Genomic DNA, 15924 nt, shown 5'->3' with positions numbered 1-15924 from the left:
ATAAATTCGACAAACCCGTGATAAAGGCCTGCTTTACGCGGACTTTTTCACCGGACTTCTAGAAGTTCATTACCAATTTCTAAAAGAGAAGAAGACTACTGATGTGAAAATGATCCACCGGATCACAAAAGATATTTTCAATTCTATCGAAAAGACAGAATAATGTGCTTGTGAGGGATTAGCATTTGGTTAGTGTCACTGCTCACATAATTTAACTTGATAATAATGGAATAGCATTCGGAATTGTCTACCGGAAGCCGAACGGTCCTATCTCCCCGGTCGGTGAATTCATTCGAAATAAAGGTGAATTATAGCATAAGGCTCCTGCAAATTGCAGGAGCCTTATGTCAATCAAGCTTTTGTTAACTATTCGGTTATGGTTTAACGGCTTTAATCACAGCCGAAGCAATGTAGTTTTGCACGTTCGATCCCGGCACCCAATCTTTTATAAATGTCTTCGAATCATCCTTCAGCTCTACAATTACATCCTTAAATCCGCTTTGGGTTAACATAGCTTTTACTTCATCAACGGAGGAAGCCCCGGAAATACACCCCGAATACATCACATCAAGGTCATTTTTGATTTCCGGAGGAAGCTCAGCGGTTGTGACAATATCCGAAATCGCCAAACGACCGCCGGAGCGCAGAACCCGGGATGCTTCGTCAAACACTTGCTGCTTGGCCGGAGATAGGTTAATCACACAGTTCGAAATAATTACGTCTACCGTTTGATCGGAAACAGGCAAATGTTCAATTTCCCCTAAACGGAATTCTGTGTTTGTAACTCCCGCTTTGGCGGCATTGGTACGGGCGCGGCTTACCATTTCCGGGGTCATGTCTACACCAATCACACGACCGGCTTCTCCAACTTGTCGCGAAGCCAGAAAACAGTCAAAACCTCCGCCGCTACCAAGGTCGAGCACAACTTCCCCCGGTTGTAGTTCGGCAATCGCTTGCGGGTTGCCGCAGCCAAGACCAAGATTTGCGCCGTCCGGAACAGCGGTTACTTCCTCGCTCGAATAACCAAGTTTGACAGAAACATTCGCGTAATCCACCGGTGAATTACAGCAACTGGAGCTTGCGGAAGTTGGCGCACAACATGAGCTGTCCTCTACCGGTTGCAAAGCAATTTCTTTATAACGGCTGCGAACATTTTGACGAATATGATCATCACTTACCTGATTCATGAATAATCACTCCTTAGTTTAATATTATTAAATCAACAGCAGCCTGTAGCACAGCACGCTGTTGGTGTTACCGGCATAATTTTCCGCAAAAAGAATCTCTCCGATTGCATTCGCGTGGCTTTGGACCATTTCCAAGCTTCCCTAGCAAATCGTTCGATTTCGTCTTGTTTTTGTCTCATGAGCGTTTCCGTAACGTACCAATTGTGGTTCATAAGGGGCACCCCTTTATCGAAAATGTGTAGCTTAATATTAGATGAGGTTCAGTCAGCGTTTAAGATGACGCAATAGCTTTTTAACAACAAACTGCGCGTCCGGCCCCACCCCCCTTAAGGTAGCAGAAGCAAAGGAACGCTGCCCTTCCAGCCCCACATAATAAAGCCCCAGAACGTCGCTTATGCCTGCTTGATGTAACGGCCTTCCTTCCGCATCCAGCGCGCCAATCGCTTGAAGGTAGGGAAGATGCGGCCGGTAGCCTGTCGCAAAGATCACCGTATCTACCGGCTCTTTTCTCCCGTTCGGCCAAATGACGCCATCCTCATAAAAGGATGTGAACATCGGTTGTTGATCCGGTTTTCCTGCCGCTACTTTTTCTTTGTAACCGCCCGAATCGTTCACCGCACTTGAACTCGGCGCGGTTTTCCCGAACCGCCAAAATGGAAAGGTGTCAAACCCAATCAGTTTGATCCAAAAATGCACATCCTGACCCAACAGCCTCGATTTCATGAATTGGACCGGCCGGAGTACCGCTAAAGACGTCTTGCTCACCTCGGCCAGCTCAACTCCGATCTGTACGGCAGAATTGCCGCGCCCGACCACCACTACGCGTTGATTGCGAAATGGCTCCGGATTCCGGTATTCGGAGGAATGAAGTGTGCGGCCTTGAAACGCCTCCTGCCCCGGTAAAACTGGCGTATAGGGATTGTGAAATGAGCCGGTCGCATTAATGATGGTGCGTGCCCGAAACGTATCCCCTACCATCGTACGGACCGTAAACCCTTCTCCATCCCTTTCGACCGATGCTACGCGTTGATTGGTTCGGACCGGCAATTGAAATTTTGCCCGGTAATCCTGTAAATAACGAATGACTTCATCACGCTTGGGATAGCCATTCGGATCGCCGGGGAACGTCATGCCCGGCATCGACGAAAAGCGTGCCGGAGAGAACAGTTTGAGACTATCGTAATAACGCGGCCACGAGCCCCCCGCCTCGTCGCTCGCGTCCAAAATCAGAAATCGAAGTCCTTTCTTCTGAAGATGATAGCCGGATGCAAGACCCGCCTGCCCCCCTCCAATGACAATCGTATCCAATACCTCATTCATACCCAACACTCTCCGATTTATTTGCAAATTGCAAGTATATGAGAAAAGAAATCACCCGATGGGGGTGGAACAGCATAGGCTGGATTTTGACATCGCTTCATTCAATAGCTTAATGGAGCGAATGACCGTTTCTTTTTCAAAATCGTTCATGTGAGAGAAAACTTCAGCTAAATAAGCGTTCATTTGCTGGTCAATCGTCGTGGCCACGTACTTCCCTTCTGTCGTGAGCGAAAGCACATACACCCTGCGGTCGTTCGGATCGGGCGATTTTTTGACCAAATTCATTTTAATTAACGATTGGATTTGTCGGCTAAAGGTCGTAATATCGGTCCCTAACGCCTCGGCTACCTGCTGAATGGACGGTTGATGATGGCGATCGATCTCGTAAAGAATATGGCTTTGCACTAAGGAAATATCGCAGCCACCAGCGGAGCAGCAATTTTTATTGAGAAACCCAAAACGGCGTGTCATGATTTGAAATAGTTCGCGAACATTTTCCACTGTGGTTCACCTCATGACTTAGTTATACAGTATTTACTTGCAAATTGCAAATGATTTAATCGCAAAGAGAAAAAACCACTCGGTTGGAGTGGTTTCTAGCGTGCTTATTTATCGGAATATATTTTGTTCAGGGATTCTCTCTGTGATGGTTTAATATCAAGGATGTTGCGAATGCTCTTCGCCTTGGCCTCGGCTTCGTCAAGCGTATCGCTTAATCCCAAAGCAAGCAAGGTGCCAGCGGCTACCGTACCGGTCCGTCCCTTTCCTCCGCCACAATGAAAAGCAACTTTCTTGTTTTGGTGATAAGCTTCAATGACGGCCTGGATCGCTTGCTCGAAAGCTTTTTCTTGCGGCATAGCGGCATGATCCGCTAACGGAATTTGAATCCATTTCGCACTCGCCGCTGGATAGGCGCATTCCGTCGCTTCGCCGCGAAGATCCACGATCACGTCGATACCTTCATTTTTCACCATCGATTCCACATCAGTTGCCGCGCCCATGAAAATTTTATCCGGAATCAAAGCATGGTAGGTTTTTTCAGACGACATGGACTATACTCCTTTTTTAAACGATCCAAACTCAATCGGAACCGGGGCCGCTGGCGGTGCGCAGCACAGGGACAAATCCCTGGCTTCTCCGGCGGATTCGAATTCGGAATCTTCTTTTGTGTAGAAAATCTCCCAAGCGTTGCCGTCCGGATCATATACCCAAACTTTATCCTGTACCGCATAGCAGCATGTGGTATTCATCTCGTCTATCAGCAGCAGTCCGCTTTGACGGAGCCTCTCCCCCATGGCCAGCACTTCTTCCGTATTATTCACTTGGAATCCCAAGTGGTTCAGAACACCCTTTTGTTCGAAGGGACGTACATTGAGCGAAAAATGAAGCGCCGGTTCTTCTAACTCAAATTTGGCGTAGTTATCTTTAACCTTACTCGGTTCTGCCCCAAAAAAAGCGCGATAAAACTCCAAAGACTTGTTCAGCTCCGTACAGTTTAAAGCAACATGCATTCGTTTGATCATCGTCGCCACCTCATTTCCCTTCTTTGACGAATTGTTCAATCCGGCTCTTAATCGAATCGCGAACACTGCGGAACTGGTTCATGATTTCTTCTTCCGTTCCGGTTGCTTTTGCCGGATCATCAAAACCCCAATGCCATTTTGTTACGTTCTTGTTGGAGATCACAGGGCAATGCTCGTCGGCATGTCCGCACAGGGTAATGACATAATCGGCACGATTCAAAAGTTCTGGATCGATCACATCGGAGGTGTTTTTGCTAATATCCACGCCAGCTTCTTGCATGACTTGTATCGCGCGCGGATTCAGTCCATGTGCTTCAAGACCCGCGCTTTTGACTTCATATTTGTCGCCGCCTAGCGCGTTTAAAAACCCGTCCGCGATTTGGCTTCTGCAAGAATTCCCGGTGCACAAAAAATAAATGAATGGTTTTTTTTCCATGGTGAACAATCTCCTTTTGATTTCAATTCGTTAATCGCCTTGATGAACTCTTTTCGCTTGTTTACTTCCCATATAAGACTTCATGATCAATGCAACGACCACCAGGACGATCACAATCACCGCAATACATAGCCATACATTCACCTGTAGCGTCTGGAGAACATAAAGCCATACATAAAGACCGGTAAGCGTAATAAACAATGTGGGAATGGTTAACAGAATGCCGACTTTAAAATAATAGCCCCATCTGATTTTCACATTTTTCGTGGATAGGACATGCAGCCAAAGCAGCGTAGCCAGGGAGCCGATTGGCGTAATTTTCGGTCCTAAGTCCGAACCGATCACATTCGCATAGATCAGCGCCTCACGAATGAAGCCATCGGTTTGTGTACCTTGGATGGCTAGCGCATCAAACATGACCGTTGGCATGTTGTTCATAATGGACGACAGGATGGCTGCAATAAAGCCCATACCTACGGTAGCCACAAATAACCCTTTGTCTGCGATCGCTTGAATGACGCCGCCCAGTGCATCCGTAAGTCCGGCATTGCTCAAGCCATAAACGACCACATACATGCCAATAGAGAAAATTACGACAGCCCAAGGAGCGCCTTTTACCAGTTTCCAGGTATGAATCGCAGGGCTTTTTCTCGCCGCGAACAAAAAGGCAATCGCAGCAACCCCGGCAATAATGGATACAGGAATCGAGAAAAATTCGCTGATAAAATACGCAACAAGCAGCGCGGCTAAAATGACCCAAGATAACTTAAACAGCCGCATATCCTTGATGGCTTCCTTCGGCCTTTTCAGTTGCGTGAGATTGTAAGTGTTCGGGATGCTTTTCCGGAAATACAGATACAGCACAATGAGGCTCGCAATGACGGAAAAGAAATTCGGAACAATCATGCGGCTCGCGTATTCCGCAAAACCGATGTTGAAATAATCCGCAGATACGATGTTAACCAAGTTGCTGACGACAAGCGGCAAGGAAGCCGTATCTGCAATGAACCCACTGGCCATAATAAACGGCAGGACCATCTTTTCATCAAACTTAAGTGCCCGGACCATGGCGAGTACAATCGGGGTAATAATCAAGGCCCCGCCGTCGTTGGCAAACAGGGCGGCAACCGCCGATCCAAGCAGGATGATAAATACAAACATGAGTAGACCGTTTCCGCGTGCCAGCCGCGCCATATGCAACGCAGCCCACTCAAAAAATCCGATTTCATCCAGTACCAGTGAGATTAAAATAATGGCCACAAACGCCAAGGTGGCATTCCACACGATGCCAGTTACGGTGCCGACGTCAGCGAAGCTGACCACGCCAAATAATAAAGCAAGGATCGCTCCGGCACTTGCCGACCAGCCGATGTTTAATCCTTTCGGTTGCCAGATGACAAAAAGCAACGTTACCAAGAAAATGAAAATCGCTACATAAACCATATGCGTCCTCCTGAACTACGTACAGCAATCATTGGTTTCGCAAACGGCAGGCTCAATCAGCGCCGCTTGCGAAGGAATTTCCTTTAGAATATCCAAAATATAAGGCTTGTCTTCCAGGCAGAGCGAATAATAAACCCATTGCCCCCTGCGCGACTCTTTGACCAAGCCCCCGTCCCGCAGCTTGCGCATATGCTGACTGATATTGGGCTGGCTTGTTTTCAAAATGTCCACGATCTCGCACACGCACAGTTCCTTCACCTGCAACAAGGCTACGATGGTGAGCCTATTCCGGTCCCCCAATAGCTTCATGGCATCCGCTACTTCTTCTAGTTTGCTCAACTGCTTCACTCCTTTTAAGCGACGGGAATGTCCATCCCTTTTAGCAACCCGATCACTTTCTCCCGAATCTCGTCACGCGCTCTCTTCACGTCTTCCAGGCTGCCGCCGTCTTCGCCCAGCGGATCAGTGATGTTCCAATCGACGTTCATGATCTTGAACGGCACGATGGGACACCGCTCCACAACTTGTTCGCACAGCTTGACGATCGCATTCGACGAAAGAAAAACCTTCATATCAATTTTTTTGCAAACATGCTGGGAAAGATCGATGCCTACCTCGCGCATGGCTTCAATGGTGTAAGGATGCACTTCATTGGATGGATTTAATCCGGCGCTCTCCACCACCACATGATCCCCGCCATAAAACTTGGCAAAAGCTTCAGCCATCTGACTTCGGCACCGATTTTGCCCGCAAAGGAAATAAATCCGTTTGACTTCCCGTTTCATTCTCCCACACTCCCCTGCCCGTTGTAAATAGCCATATAATTATTTGCTTATTTCTATTATGATCATATACGCCAATTGTTAACGCAGTATCAACGTTGAAAAAAAAGCCGCTACTAGTGAAGGATCTACCAATTATTGGTTCCGGGCCAAAAAAATTATCGGTGAATATTTTAGATACGCTTGAGAGATAATCAAATATACATTTGAATAATCGAAAAGTTTGTTGTATGATAACAATCAAATACTCGTTTGATTAAGAGGTGAGAATCATATGAGCGGTATGAAAGAAAAGGACTCATGTGAAATTTATTGTTATGACGAACCAAAAGTCCGTAAGGTACAACATGCACTTGAAGGACAAAATATTCAAGGCATGATAAAGATGTTTAAGGTTTTAGCTGACGAAACAAGAATGAAAATCGCTTTTGCCCTTTGCGAAGAAGATGAATTATGTGTTTGTGATGTGGCTAACATCATCGGTTCTTCGATGGCCACAGCCTCACATCATCTTCGCACCTTAAAGCAGCTTGGCCTAGCCAAATACCGCAAGGAAGGCAAATTAGTTTTTTACTCGCTAGAAGACGACCATGTTCGTCAACTGGTACAGCTAGCTTCTACTCATTCGCGGGAGTTGATCACCAATGGAAAATAAAATTGAAAACACCGAAGATAAAAACGTCTACAGAGTTCAAGGCTTTACCTGTACGAATTGTGCAGGCATTTTCGAGAAAAATGTAAAAGGTTTGCCTGGCGTAAAAGATGCACAAGTCAATTTTGGAGCATCCAAGATTACCGTTTATGGAAGTACCACAGTGAAGGATTTGGAAAAGGCTGGATCATTTGAAAGCCTGAAAGTTACACCTGAAAAGCAACGGGCTGTTGAAAAGAAAAAACCCTTCTTGCAAGAACATTGGAATGTTCTTCTTTCGGCCATCTTGCTTGCCACGGGTTACTTTTTGAGTGAGCAGTATGGTGAGGAAAGCGTCTTGTCCGCTGTTACTTACGTGGCTTCTATTCTCATCGGCGGTTACGAATTATTCAAAAAAGGAATCAAGAATCTTTTCCGGCTTCAATTCGATATGAATACACTAATGACGGTCGCCATCATCGGTGCCGCGGCGATCGGAGAATGGGGCGAAGGCGCGACTGTTGTTATCTTGTTTGCGATTAGTGAAGTTTTGGAACGTTACTCCATGGAAAAAGCGCGTCAATCCATTCGTTCCCTTATGGATATTGCGCCGAAAGAAGCACTGATCCGACGTGGTTCCGAAGAAATGACGGTAAGCGTCGATGATATACAGGTTGGCGACGTCATGATTGTAAAGCCAGGTCAAAAACTCGCAATGGATGGCGTGGTTATTAAAGGGACATCAACCATTAACCAAGCCGCGATAACCGGCGAATCGGTTCCCGTAACGAAAACAATTGATGATGAAGTTTTCGCAGGCACATTAAACGAAGAAGGATTGCTTGAGGTCAAAGTAACGAAGCACGTCGAGGATACAACCATTTCCAAAATTATTCACCTTGTTGAAGAAGCACAAGCCGAACGTGCACCTTCACAAGCGTTCGTTGACCGATTTGCGAAATACTATACGCCCGCGATTATGATTTTGGCATTAGGTATTGCCGTTGTGCCCCCTCTTTTCGTCGGCGCTGATTGGGGCGATTGGGTATATCGGGGATTAGCGTTACTCGTCGTCGGCTGTCCTTGCGCATTGGTCATTTCGACACCTGTTTCGATTGTTACAGCTATCGGAAACGCGGCGAAAAATGGCGTCCTTATCAAAGGCGGCATACACCTTGAAGAAGCTGGTCGCCTTGCCGCAATCGCATTCGATAAAACGGGTACGCTGACGAAAGGATTCCCGGAAGTAACAAATGTCCATACTTTCGGAACGAAAGACGAAAAAGAATTGCTTGCTATCGCGGCAGCTATCGAAAAAGGTTCGCAACACCCGCTTGCTTCCGCTATTGTTCGTAAAGCTGAAAATCTCGGAGCCGACTTATCCCTCGCCGTTGAGGATTTCCAATCCATAACCGGGAAAGGCGTTAAAGCAAGAGTAAACGGGGAATTGTATTACGTCGGTAGCCCAAAACTCTTTGCAGAACTTCACTCCGATATGAATGTTGAAACGAATCAAAGTATCGAAGCTCTACAAAAACAAGGGAAAACGGTTATGGTACTAGGCACAGAACAACAAATTCTTGCCTTAATAGCCGTCGCAGATGAAGTGCGTGATTCCAGTACAGGCGTAATTAAGCAACTACATGAAATTGGAATCAAGAAAACGATTATGCTTACAGGTGATAATCAAGCAACCGCCGAAGCTATCGGGCGGCGGTTAAATGTTACAGACGTTAAAGCCGACCTCATGCCGCAAGATAAATTAGATTACATCAAGCAGCTTCGTAAAGATTATGGCAATGTTGCAATGATTGGAGACGGCGTCAACGACGCGCCCGCGCTTGCGGCTTCAACGGTTGGTATCGCTATGGGCGGCGCGGGTACGGATACAGCTCTCGAAACCGCAGATATCGCTTTAATGGCTGACGATTTGAACAAATTACCCTATACGATTCGACTCAGCCGAAAGACACTTGCGATTATCAAGCAAAACATTACGTTTTCACTTGGGATTAAGCTGTTAGCTTTGGCTCTAATTGTCCCTGGATGGTTGACGTTATGGTTGGCCATCTTCGCAGATATGGGGGCTACGCTTATTGTTACATTGAATAGCCTTCGTCTGTTAAAAGTCAAAGGTAAGTAACCCGGCTATGAATAACCGTTGGAATAAAGTGATCTATAAGTTCTGGGCACCGTTTTATGATTACCTTTTTAATTCTGGGCCTTTTTTAAAGGCCCGGAAAAAGATTTTTGAGAGTCTCGACATTACGCCTAACAGCAAAGTTCTTTTTGTGGGTATAGGGACGGGAGCAGACTTGCAGTTCATTTTGGGCAAAAATGTTTCTGTTACTGCAATCGACTTGTCACCCGAAATACTTGGTCGAGCTAAGAATCAATATGACACTCCAAACGTTACTTTCATGGAAATGGATGCACAAAATTTGACCTTTTCACCGGAATCATTCGATATGGTCATTGCGAATCTGATCTTATCCGTAGTCCCTGATCCGAACCAATGTTTTCAAGAAATGATTCGGGTTACGCGAACTGGGGGACGTATACTCATTTTCGATAAGTTTGCCCCTCCATCTCGGGAGTTGCCTGTAATGAAGAAAATTCTTCGCCCCGTCGTAGCATTGATGGGTACAGACATCGGTCTTCATTTTGAGCAAATCATTATGCCCTACGAGAAACAGATTCGAGTGGATGAAGATGCATCAGCCCTATTTAACGGTATGTACCGAAAATCATGCTTAGAAAAATTACAAGATAACTCATGGCAGGTGACAGGAAGGGGAAAATGAGGAAGAATGACAATAAATATGTTATAAAATGTTGCGGGTAGTGTCAGCTTGAACTGATACTACTCCCTTTAAGGAGTTGCTTTTTGTATGGATTGCTGCACACCGTCCAACAACCTGAAAACATCCAAGACAACCAGTTGTCCTTCTTGCGGAGAAAAAGGCAAAAGTGTACCTCTCATTACACTAAAGTCTTTACTTATAGCTTCTTTTCTGGAAACCATCGAACCAGATAACACATATTATTTCTGTCCAAACCCTTCGTGTAATACAGTTTATTTCAGTGGTACTCATTCGCAAACATTTGAAGAGAACGCCTTAAAAGTATCTGTATTCCAAAAGAACTCCGGCATGGGTGTTCCCGTTTGCTATTGCTTTAATTGGACGAGAGAACGCCTTTTTCAAGCAATTAGTGATAATCAACGGCCAATTGAACAAATAAAAAAACATGTTCAATCGAATCGCTGTGGCTGCGAAGTAAACAACCCTCAAGGGGCTTGCTGCTTGGGCAATGTTACCACGTATATACGAAGTTTGAACTGACGAAAAGAAATGTAGCTCCGAATTTTCCCCATTTTTGCGGGTAGTGTCAGCTTCGCTGAGACTACCCGCAGTCTGTTCATTTTGTTTACGTTTCACCCGACCAAAAATCCCAAATCCCCCAAACAAACGACGGGTGATTAGATACAAAATTTCATTTACCCTTATTTGACGTCATTGATGACTTTTCTCATTCGCAAATACTCATCATCATCAATTTCATCTCTGACGTACCGTTCTTTAAGCAAAATCAAGGGACGATCCACAACACGGCTCTTCATCATCAGTAATCGAGCAACAACGTACACCGTTGCTCCAACAGTCAGTATAAAGATGATCGCACCGATGTACATCATAATGCACATCATGACCATCATCGAACGATCCATCATCATGCCATCCATCATTGTGAACACCTCTCTTTATGTACTGATACAACAACCGTCGTCCAAATGCAAGAATACAGTCCCCTCAATTCAACAAAAGTAGGCTCCAACTGTCTCCAACAGTCGAAGCCTACGCATCAGTTAAAACAGCCTATCCCCCAGAACTCTGGGAATAGGCTGTCATTGTAGCTAATTCGCCATAGACCTACAAGCTTTTGCACAAGAAAAACAGGCGTCGGCACAGCGCTGGCAGTGCTCTTCTTCATGCTTTTTACACTCAGTCCCGCATGCTTCGCAAACGTCGGCGCAAATTCGGCAAAGCTCCTTCGCATAGGAACTGTTATGGGACATTGCTTGCGCAGCAAAAGCACAAAGGTCGGCGCATTCCCGATCCAGCCGGATACAATCTTTCATCATCGCAAGGTGATCTTCATTCAAGCAAGCGTCGTAACAGTGATTGCAAGCAAGCATACACTTTATGCACTCATCAATACAATGTTGAAATTGCTCGTGGGACATGGGTTACCCTCCATTCCAAATGATGTATCTGTTATGTTTTACCCAAACGAGCGAATTCGATACACTATATACGAGTTTTTCTTAAAGCCAGCCTGACCGCTATATAAACGGCAACACCTATAATGGCAGCCATAAACAACGCGCAAAATAGCATCATAACCCACGACCATCCGTAATTCCCCATCATCCCCATCATCTCCAGACACCTGTTTTCATTTGGAAATTTATATTCGACCTCATAATCAATGCTTCATGCCCGGCATTTCGCCGCCTCCGGTTGTGCCCTCACTTGGTTTAGGGGACGGTTCTGTCTTTGTATTTCCGCCGCCATGCCCTTCCCCAGTCTCCGATACGATCTCCAGCATGGAATCGATCTCCCCTTGCGCCACGGCGGACAACGAATCCTCGCTCCCCGTTAACCAAGCATGATTGTAGGGCCCTTCCGTTGGTTCCTTTTTATATTTCGGTTGAACCGACATGACATAGGACATCACCGTATCCGGCAGTTTGTCTTTGTCCGTCCAGAGAAGCGGTGCATGTTTGCCTAAATGCGAGAATGGAGCCGCCGCAAGTGCCAAGGCTGTGGAATCTTTATTGACGAACGAAAAGTTATGGCCCGGTGTTGTGATTCCCCAGCCAAAACCGGTTGCCGAATCTTTATACTTCGCGAAGGCAACGGCATTCGCATATGGATCGTTGCCCGCAATACGAACTACTTTCCCATACTGACCCAATTGTTCTTGAACTTTGGCCGAAATAATTGATTCTGGCCCAAGTAAATAAATATTGGCTTTTCCTCCACGTGTCTTCAAAGCATCCACGGTTTCTTGCGGAACCTCATCCTTTTTAACATAAAGCAGCGGCTCCGGCATATGAGCAATCCAATTCACTGCTGGCATCGTATATTCTTCGCTGTCCATTGAACCAATAATGACCGAAGGCGGATTTCCCTTCGCGACAGCGGTATAATAAGCATCTACAGCTTTGGCTACGGCTGCCGGGTTGCCCCCTGCAATCTTGTCCGTCTTGTAGCCAAGCGCTTTTACCTGTTTCTCTACCTTAGGATCAAGATCCCCGACCAATATAACCTGGGTTCCTTTATTCGTGTCCGTCCCTATCGGTTTTAGTCTTTTCAATTCATTAAGCGTTACATCCGGTACATTATCTTTATTTACAAACAGTACTGGGCCGTTATTCGGGTGATGAATCAAATCTGCACTGACAAGGGCCGTTTGCCAATCTTTCGGGTTCGCCAGAATGACGCCTCCAGGACGGTTCGCATCTCTGGTTGCCATCCACAACGTTTTCGAAACAAGCACTGCAGCTTCCACCGGGTCTCTTGTATTGATGCGCGTCGTGTTTTTTGAGGCAATCCACGGCACCGATACCGTACTGGCCGGGCTTTGTGCCGAACCGGTTTGCTGGCCCATGGTGCTCATATCGTGTGGAGTGGAAGAATTGGATTTGTTAAAGCATCCGGTCAGGGCCAATGCTGTAGCCGCCGAAATAATACCGATTTTCAAGCCTTTTTTCATGCTTAAAAACCTCCTATTTTCGGTTGATAGTTTTGCCTTTCTCTGCAATTTGTATCCATGTAGCGCCGCGATCGGTAGAAAGATAGACATCTTTGGGTTCCGTTGCGATGACCAGCTCTTTCAGATTCGCCGGATTCTGGACAACATAGGTGATCGTCTCCTTGCTTGGCGTCTGGATCGCCAACGATTGTTGGCTCTCTATATTGATTTCAAGCAGTGAAGCATTGGGGCCGGAGGTAGCTGCCAGTACGTTGCCGGAATCCGTGAAAGTCAGGGCCGAAACCGGTTGTTCCGGAACCAATGGGGTAAACCTCTGACCGTAATCCCTCGTTAGATAGGCGCCTGTTGTTGTACCGACAGCAGCGATCGATGCATCAGAAGGGTGAGCTGCGATTGCTGTCATCTGCCCTTGGAGACCGGTTGCAGGACTGTTTGTCCAGGTTTTCCCTTCATCCTTGCTATAAAACAGCCCTGCCTGTTTCATTTTTGAGTTAGGTTCCGGGTTCGCCACGTATAGCGTATGCGAACGATACCCGGCTGTCATACCGTGTAGATCAACCTCTCCCTCAAGAGCGAGAACCGAGATGGTTTTCCCGTCATTCGTACTTTTCACAAGTCCTAATGGATTTTTATACTTCGAACCCGGTGCTGGATGGCCGCTGCTGTAAAATCCGTCATCGACGGCGGTGAAACCCATATAATCGTGCTTCTCTCCCGGACCTTCATTCCATGAACCGTCTGCATATACCTGTAATCCGTTGTGAACGGGAATGAAAAGCCGTTTTCCGTCTGCAGAGTAACCAAGGCCATGTAGGTGCATAAAAGTGGTACTCGCATTGGAATTCGGCGCTTGCTCTACCTTTTTTGAGCATGCCGTGGTCCCGATCAAGAGTACTGCCGCTAGTGCAAGCATCGTCATCTTTTTCAAAAAAAAATACCCCCCTCTGTAAAAAAGAGACCTGAATCCAGTGTCCCCCATGTATTTCCAAACCATTCGTTAAAAATGCAAGTCATATACAGTGTAATCGATACTTTTGAAGATTCGATGTAGAACGTTCTACTGTCTTTTGGGAAGCCGAATTGTAAAAGCGGCACCTTCCCGGTTCTCGGCTGAAATTTCCCCGCCGTGGGCTGCAATCAATTCCTTGACGATGGTTAACCCCAGGCCGCTGCCCCCGGTCTTCCGATTGCGGGACTTATCCGCCCGGTAAAATCGCTCGAACACATAGGGCAAGTCCTCCTGTGGGATTCCCGTTCCCGTATCTTGAACTCGGATCCAAACATGTCCGCTGTCTTCACTCCCCTCAATTCGCACTTCTCCGTGTTCAGGAGTAAATTTCAGAGCGTTGCTAAGCAGATTCACAAGCACCTGAATCATGCGATCATGATCGACAAAAACATGAATATGAGGGCTTACGGAACACCGTAGATAAACGTTTTTTTCACGATAGGCAGCAGCAACCAGTTCTTCGCCTCTCTCGATGATGGCCGCCAATGATTCTTCTTTTTGCAACAATTGAAAACCGGGCGACTCCACATGCGTCAGGTCTTCCAATTCGGCCACAAGCTGCGTCAATCGTTCGATTTCTTCATAACAGGAATGGATACGCTCCGGCGTAGGCTCCCAAATCCCGTCTTCCAGGGCACGCATATGGCTTTTGAGCGTAGCCAAAGGGGTTCGCAACTCATGCGCGATGTCTTCGGTCATCGTGACGCGCAGTTGCTCATGCTGCTGCAACTGCTCTGCCAGCGTATTTAGCGATGCGCCCAAGTCTGCAAGCTCATCTTTCCCTTGAATGTCCACTCTCGTACTCCATTCCCCGTCCGTCATGCGTTCCGCGACTCGCGTCATATGAATGAGAGGAGCCGAAATTCGTTTGGCCACATAAAAACCGAGAAATACGGCAAGTACAATCGCAACTAAACACGTCCAGATGATCGTTTGCATCAACGCTTGTTCCAAATGATAATTCAGTTCGGGTAATTCGTGCGTCATACCGGCTTGAGCTTGATACAAGGAGAAATGATAGTGTGTCGTCAAAATGACGCTAATGGTTGAAATCAGGACAATGCCAGCAGCAATCCCGATAATAATCAGAGCCAAACGGGTATGCAGACGCTTATTCATGTTGTTCCTCCTGCAAATCGATAGCCGGTTCCATACACCGTCACAATATAATTTGGGGACTTGGGGTCGCCCTCTATTTTTTGCCGGATATTTTTTACATGCTGATCGATCGTTCGGCTATCACCGTCAAAATCATAGCCAAGCACGCGTTCCACAAGCTCGTCTCGTGAAAAGTGACGCTGCGGATGCTTGGCCAGGACAAGCAGCAGCTTATATTCATTCGGGGTCAGGTTCACCGGTTGGCCGTCACGGAATACCTGCTGCTTTAACGAATCAATGATAAGTTCCCCTTGATTAAAGGCCAGGCGATCCGCAAGCAAATGATACTCGTCTGTACGCCGCATAATCGCCCGAACCCGAGCCACTACTTCGCGTGGGTCAAAGGGCTTGATCAAGTAATCGTCGGCCCCCATGGATAACCCCTTAATCCGATTATTCTCGGAAACCTTGGCGGTAAGCATCAAAATCGGAACAGAATGGATTTGACGAATCGCTTGGCAAACCTGCTCGCCCTCCATATCCGGAAGCATAAGGTCCAGGATGACGAAATCAATCGATTCGTTTTGCACGCGCCGAATGGCCTCGCTGCCCGTTTCGGCTTCAACGGTCTGAAAACCGTCTTTTTTCAAGTAGGATACAACCACATCCCGAATTTTCGATTCATCATCGACGACCAATATCGTTTTCATGACC

General features: G+C 46.6%; 19 protein-coding genes. 4 read left to right on the top strand and 15 right to left on the bottom strand.

The annotated features are described in order from the left end of the window. Positions 1-374 precede the first annotated feature (374 nt). The 9 genes from ACFFK0_RS01905 to ACFFK0_RS01865 form a co-directional block, all read right to left on the bottom strand. Positions 375-1187: an arsenite methyltransferase gene (locus ACFFK0_RS01905; protein WP_377468083.1), complete on the bottom strand. Its 813-nt coding sequence runs from the start codon at positions 1185-1187 to the stop codon at positions 375-377. 264 nt (positions 1188-1451) lie between these two features. Further along, a complete protein-coding gene (locus ACFFK0_RS01900) occupies positions 1452-2507 on the bottom strand; it encodes a flavin-containing monooxygenase (protein ID WP_377468081.1) in 1056 nt (351 codons plus the stop codon). Between the two features lie 51 nt (positions 2508-2558). Beyond that, the gene (locus ACFFK0_RS01895) at positions 2559-3008 is read right to left on the bottom strand and encodes a MarR family winged helix-turn-helix transcriptional regulator (protein ID WP_377468079.1); all 450 of its coding nucleotides are present in this window, start codon (positions 3006-3008) and stop codon (positions 2559-2561) included. Between the two features lie 104 nt (positions 3009-3112). Further along, a complete protein-coding gene (locus tag ACFFK0_RS01890) occupies positions 3113-3556 on the bottom strand; it encodes a protein-tyrosine phosphatase family protein (RefSeq protein WP_377468077.1) in 444 nt (147 codons plus the stop codon). A 3-nt stretch (positions 3557-3559) separates the two neighbouring features. Further along, positions 3560-4030 (bottom strand): ArsI/CadI family heavy metal resistance metalloenzyme, encoded by a 471-nt coding sequence (locus ACFFK0_RS01885; protein ID WP_049869721.1) that lies wholly within the window; start codon positions 4028-4030, stop codon positions 3560-3562. A 10-nt stretch (positions 4031-4040) separates the two neighbouring features. Beyond that, positions 4041-4466 carry an arsenate reductase (thioredoxin) gene (arsC, locus tag ACFFK0_RS01880; RefSeq protein WP_377468076.1) on the bottom strand — a complete coding sequence of 142 codons (426 nt, stop codon included), beginning with the start codon at positions 4464-4466 and terminating at the stop codon, positions 4041-4043. Between the two features lie 30 nt (positions 4467-4496). Beyond that, positions 4497-5909, bottom strand: a complete 1413-nt coding sequence (locus tag ACFFK0_RS01875) for an arsenic transporter (RefSeq protein WP_377468073.1) — start codon at positions 5907-5909, stop codon at positions 4497-4499. A gap of 15 nt (positions 5910-5924) precedes the next feature. After that, positions 5925-6248 carry an ArsR/SmtB family transcription factor gene (locus ACFFK0_RS01870; protein ID WP_377468071.1) on the bottom strand — a complete coding sequence of 108 codons (324 nt, stop codon included), beginning with the start codon at positions 6246-6248 and terminating at the stop codon, positions 5925-5927. A gap of 14 nt (positions 6249-6262) precedes the next feature. After that, complete coding sequence (locus tag ACFFK0_RS01865; protein ID WP_377468069.1) at positions 6263-6694, bottom strand: arsenate reductase ArsC; 432 nt, start codon at positions 6692-6694, stop codon at positions 6263-6265. A gap of 280 nt (positions 6695-6974) precedes the next feature. Between ACFFK0_RS01865 and ACFFK0_RS01860 the strand changes: the two genes are divergently transcribed. The 4 genes from ACFFK0_RS01860 to ACFFK0_RS01845 all read left to right on the top strand — a co-directional run bounded on the left by ACFFK0_RS01860 (position 6975) and on the right by ACFFK0_RS01845 (position 10666). Further along, a complete protein-coding gene (locus ACFFK0_RS01860) occupies positions 6975-7346 on the top strand; it encodes an ArsR/SmtB family transcription factor (RefSeq protein ID WP_377468098.1) in 372 nt (123 codons plus the stop codon). Beyond that, on the top strand, positions 7336-9465 hold the full coding sequence (locus tag ACFFK0_RS01855) for a heavy metal translocating P-type ATPase (protein ID WP_377468067.1): 2130 nt from the start codon (positions 7336-7338) through the stop codon (positions 9463-9465). The genes ACFFK0_RS01860 and ACFFK0_RS01855 overlap by 11 nt, the downstream gene beginning before the upstream one ends. 7 nt (positions 9466-9472) lie before the next feature. Further along, complete coding sequence (locus ACFFK0_RS01850) at positions 9473-10126, top strand: class I SAM-dependent methyltransferase (RefSeq protein ID WP_377468065.1); 654 nt, start codon at positions 9473-9475, stop codon at positions 10124-10126. Between the two features lie 87 nt (positions 10127-10213). After that, the gene (locus tag ACFFK0_RS01845; RefSeq protein ID WP_377468063.1) at positions 10214-10666 is read left to right on the top strand and encodes a putative iron-sulfur cluster-binding metallochaperone; all 453 of its coding nucleotides are present in this window, start codon (positions 10214-10216) and stop codon (positions 10664-10666) included. Between the two features lie 161 nt (positions 10667-10827). Here the strand turns inward: ACFFK0_RS01845 and ACFFK0_RS01840 are convergent, their stop codons facing one another. The 6 genes from ACFFK0_RS01840 to ACFFK0_RS01815 all read right to left on the bottom strand — a co-directional run bounded on the left by ACFFK0_RS01840 (position 10828) and on the right by ACFFK0_RS01815 (position 15920). Continuing rightward, the gene (locus ACFFK0_RS01840; RefSeq protein ID WP_377468060.1) at positions 10828-11070 is read right to left on the bottom strand and encodes an SHOCT domain-containing protein; all 243 of its coding nucleotides are present in this window, start codon (positions 11068-11070) and stop codon (positions 10828-10830) included. Positions 11071-11238: 168 nt separating this feature from the next. Then, complete coding sequence (locus ACFFK0_RS01835; RefSeq protein ID WP_377468058.1) at positions 11239-11568, bottom strand: four-helix bundle copper-binding protein; 330 nt, start codon at positions 11566-11568, stop codon at positions 11239-11241. Between the two features lie 242 nt (positions 11569-11810). Next, positions 11811-13103, bottom strand: coding sequence for a cell wall-binding repeat-containing protein (locus ACFFK0_RS01830; RefSeq protein ID WP_377468056.1), 1293 nt, complete (start codon positions 13101-13103; stop codon positions 11811-11813). A 13-nt stretch (positions 13104-13116) separates the two neighbouring features. Beyond that, positions 13117-14022: a F510_1955 family glycosylhydrolase gene (locus ACFFK0_RS01825; protein ID WP_377468096.1), complete on the bottom strand. Its 906-nt coding sequence runs from the start codon at positions 14020-14022 to the stop codon at positions 13117-13119. A gap of 138 nt (positions 14023-14160) precedes the next feature. After that, positions 14161-15231: a sensor histidine kinase gene (locus ACFFK0_RS01820; protein ID WP_377468054.1), complete on the bottom strand. Its 1071-nt coding sequence runs from the start codon at positions 15229-15231 to the stop codon at positions 14161-14163. Further along, on the bottom strand, positions 15228-15920 hold the full coding sequence (locus ACFFK0_RS01815; RefSeq protein ID WP_377468052.1) for a response regulator transcription factor: 693 nt from the start codon (positions 15918-15920) through the stop codon (positions 15228-15230). The genes ACFFK0_RS01820 and ACFFK0_RS01815 overlap by 4 nt, the downstream gene beginning before the upstream one ends. Positions 15921-15924: the final 4 nt, after the last annotated feature.

It is taken from the genome of Paenibacillus chartarius (assembly GCF_042432825.1).
GTDB lineage: Bacteria > Bacillota > Bacilli > Paenibacillales > NBRC-103111 > Gordoniibacillus > Gordoniibacillus chartarius.
This window is presented reverse-complemented; position numbering and strand designations above follow the sequence as displayed.

Bases quoted from the DNA above. Each gene is read 5' to 3' on its own strand.
- ACFFK0_RS01905 (WP_377468083.1), bottom strand. From the start codon at position 1,187: ATGAATCAGGTAAGTGATGATCATATTCGTCAAAATGTTCGCAGCCGT.
- ACFFK0_RS01900 (WP_377468081.1), bottom strand. From the start codon at position 2,507: ATGAATGAGGTATTGGATACGATTGTCATTGGAGGGGGGCAGGCGGGT.
- ACFFK0_RS01890 (WP_377468077.1), bottom strand. From the start codon at position 3,556: ATGTCGTCTGAAAAAACCTACCATGCTTTGATTCCGGATAAAATTTTC.
- ACFFK0_RS01885 (WP_049869721.1), bottom strand. From the start codon at position 4,030: ATGATCAAACGAATGCATGTTGCTTTAAACTGTACGGAGCTGAACAAG.
- arsC (WP_377468076.1), bottom strand. From the start codon at position 4,466: ATGGAAAAAAAACCATTCATTTATTTTTTGTGCACCGGGAATTCTTGC.
- ACFFK0_RS01875 (WP_377468073.1), bottom strand. From the start codon at position 5,909: ATGGTTTATGTAGCGATTTTCATTTTCTTGGTAACGTTGCTTTTTGTC.
- ACFFK0_RS01865 (WP_377468069.1), bottom strand. From the start codon at position 6,694: ATGAAACGGGAAGTCAAACGGATTTATTTCCTTTGCGGGCAAAATCGG.
- ACFFK0_RS01860 (WP_377468098.1), top strand. From the start codon at position 6,975: ATGAAAGAAAAGGACTCATGTGAAATTTATTGTTATGACGAACCAAAA.
- ACFFK0_RS01855 (WP_377468067.1), top strand. From the start codon at position 7,336: ATGGAAAATAAAATTGAAAACACCGAAGATAAAAACGTCTACAGAGTT.
- ACFFK0_RS01850 (WP_377468065.1), top strand. From the start codon at position 9,473: ATGAATAACCGTTGGAATAAAGTGATCTATAAGTTCTGGGCACCGTTT.
- ACFFK0_RS01845 (WP_377468063.1), top strand. From the start codon at position 10,214: ATGGATTGCTGCACACCGTCCAACAACCTGAAAACATCCAAGACAACC.
- ACFFK0_RS01840 (WP_377468060.1), bottom strand. From the start codon at position 11,070: ATGATGGATGGCATGATGATGGATCGTTCGATGATGGTCATGATGTGC.
- ACFFK0_RS01835 (WP_377468058.1), bottom strand. From the start codon at position 11,568: ATGTCCCACGAGCAATTTCAACATTGTATTGATGAGTGCATAAAGTGT.
- ACFFK0_RS01830 (WP_377468056.1), bottom strand. From the start codon at position 13,103: ATGAAAAAAGGCTTGAAAATCGGTATTATTTCGGCGGCTACAGCATTG.
- ACFFK0_RS01825 (WP_377468096.1), bottom strand. From the start codon at position 14,022: ATGACGATGCTTGCACTAGCGGCAGTACTCTTGATCGGGACCACGGCA.
- ACFFK0_RS01820 (WP_377468054.1), bottom strand. From the start codon at position 15,231: ATGAATAAGCGTCTGCATACCCGTTTGGCTCTGATTATTATCGGGATT.
- ACFFK0_RS01815 (WP_377468052.1), bottom strand. From the start codon at position 15,920: ATGAAAACGATATTGGTCGTCGATGATGAATCGAAAATTCGGGATGTG.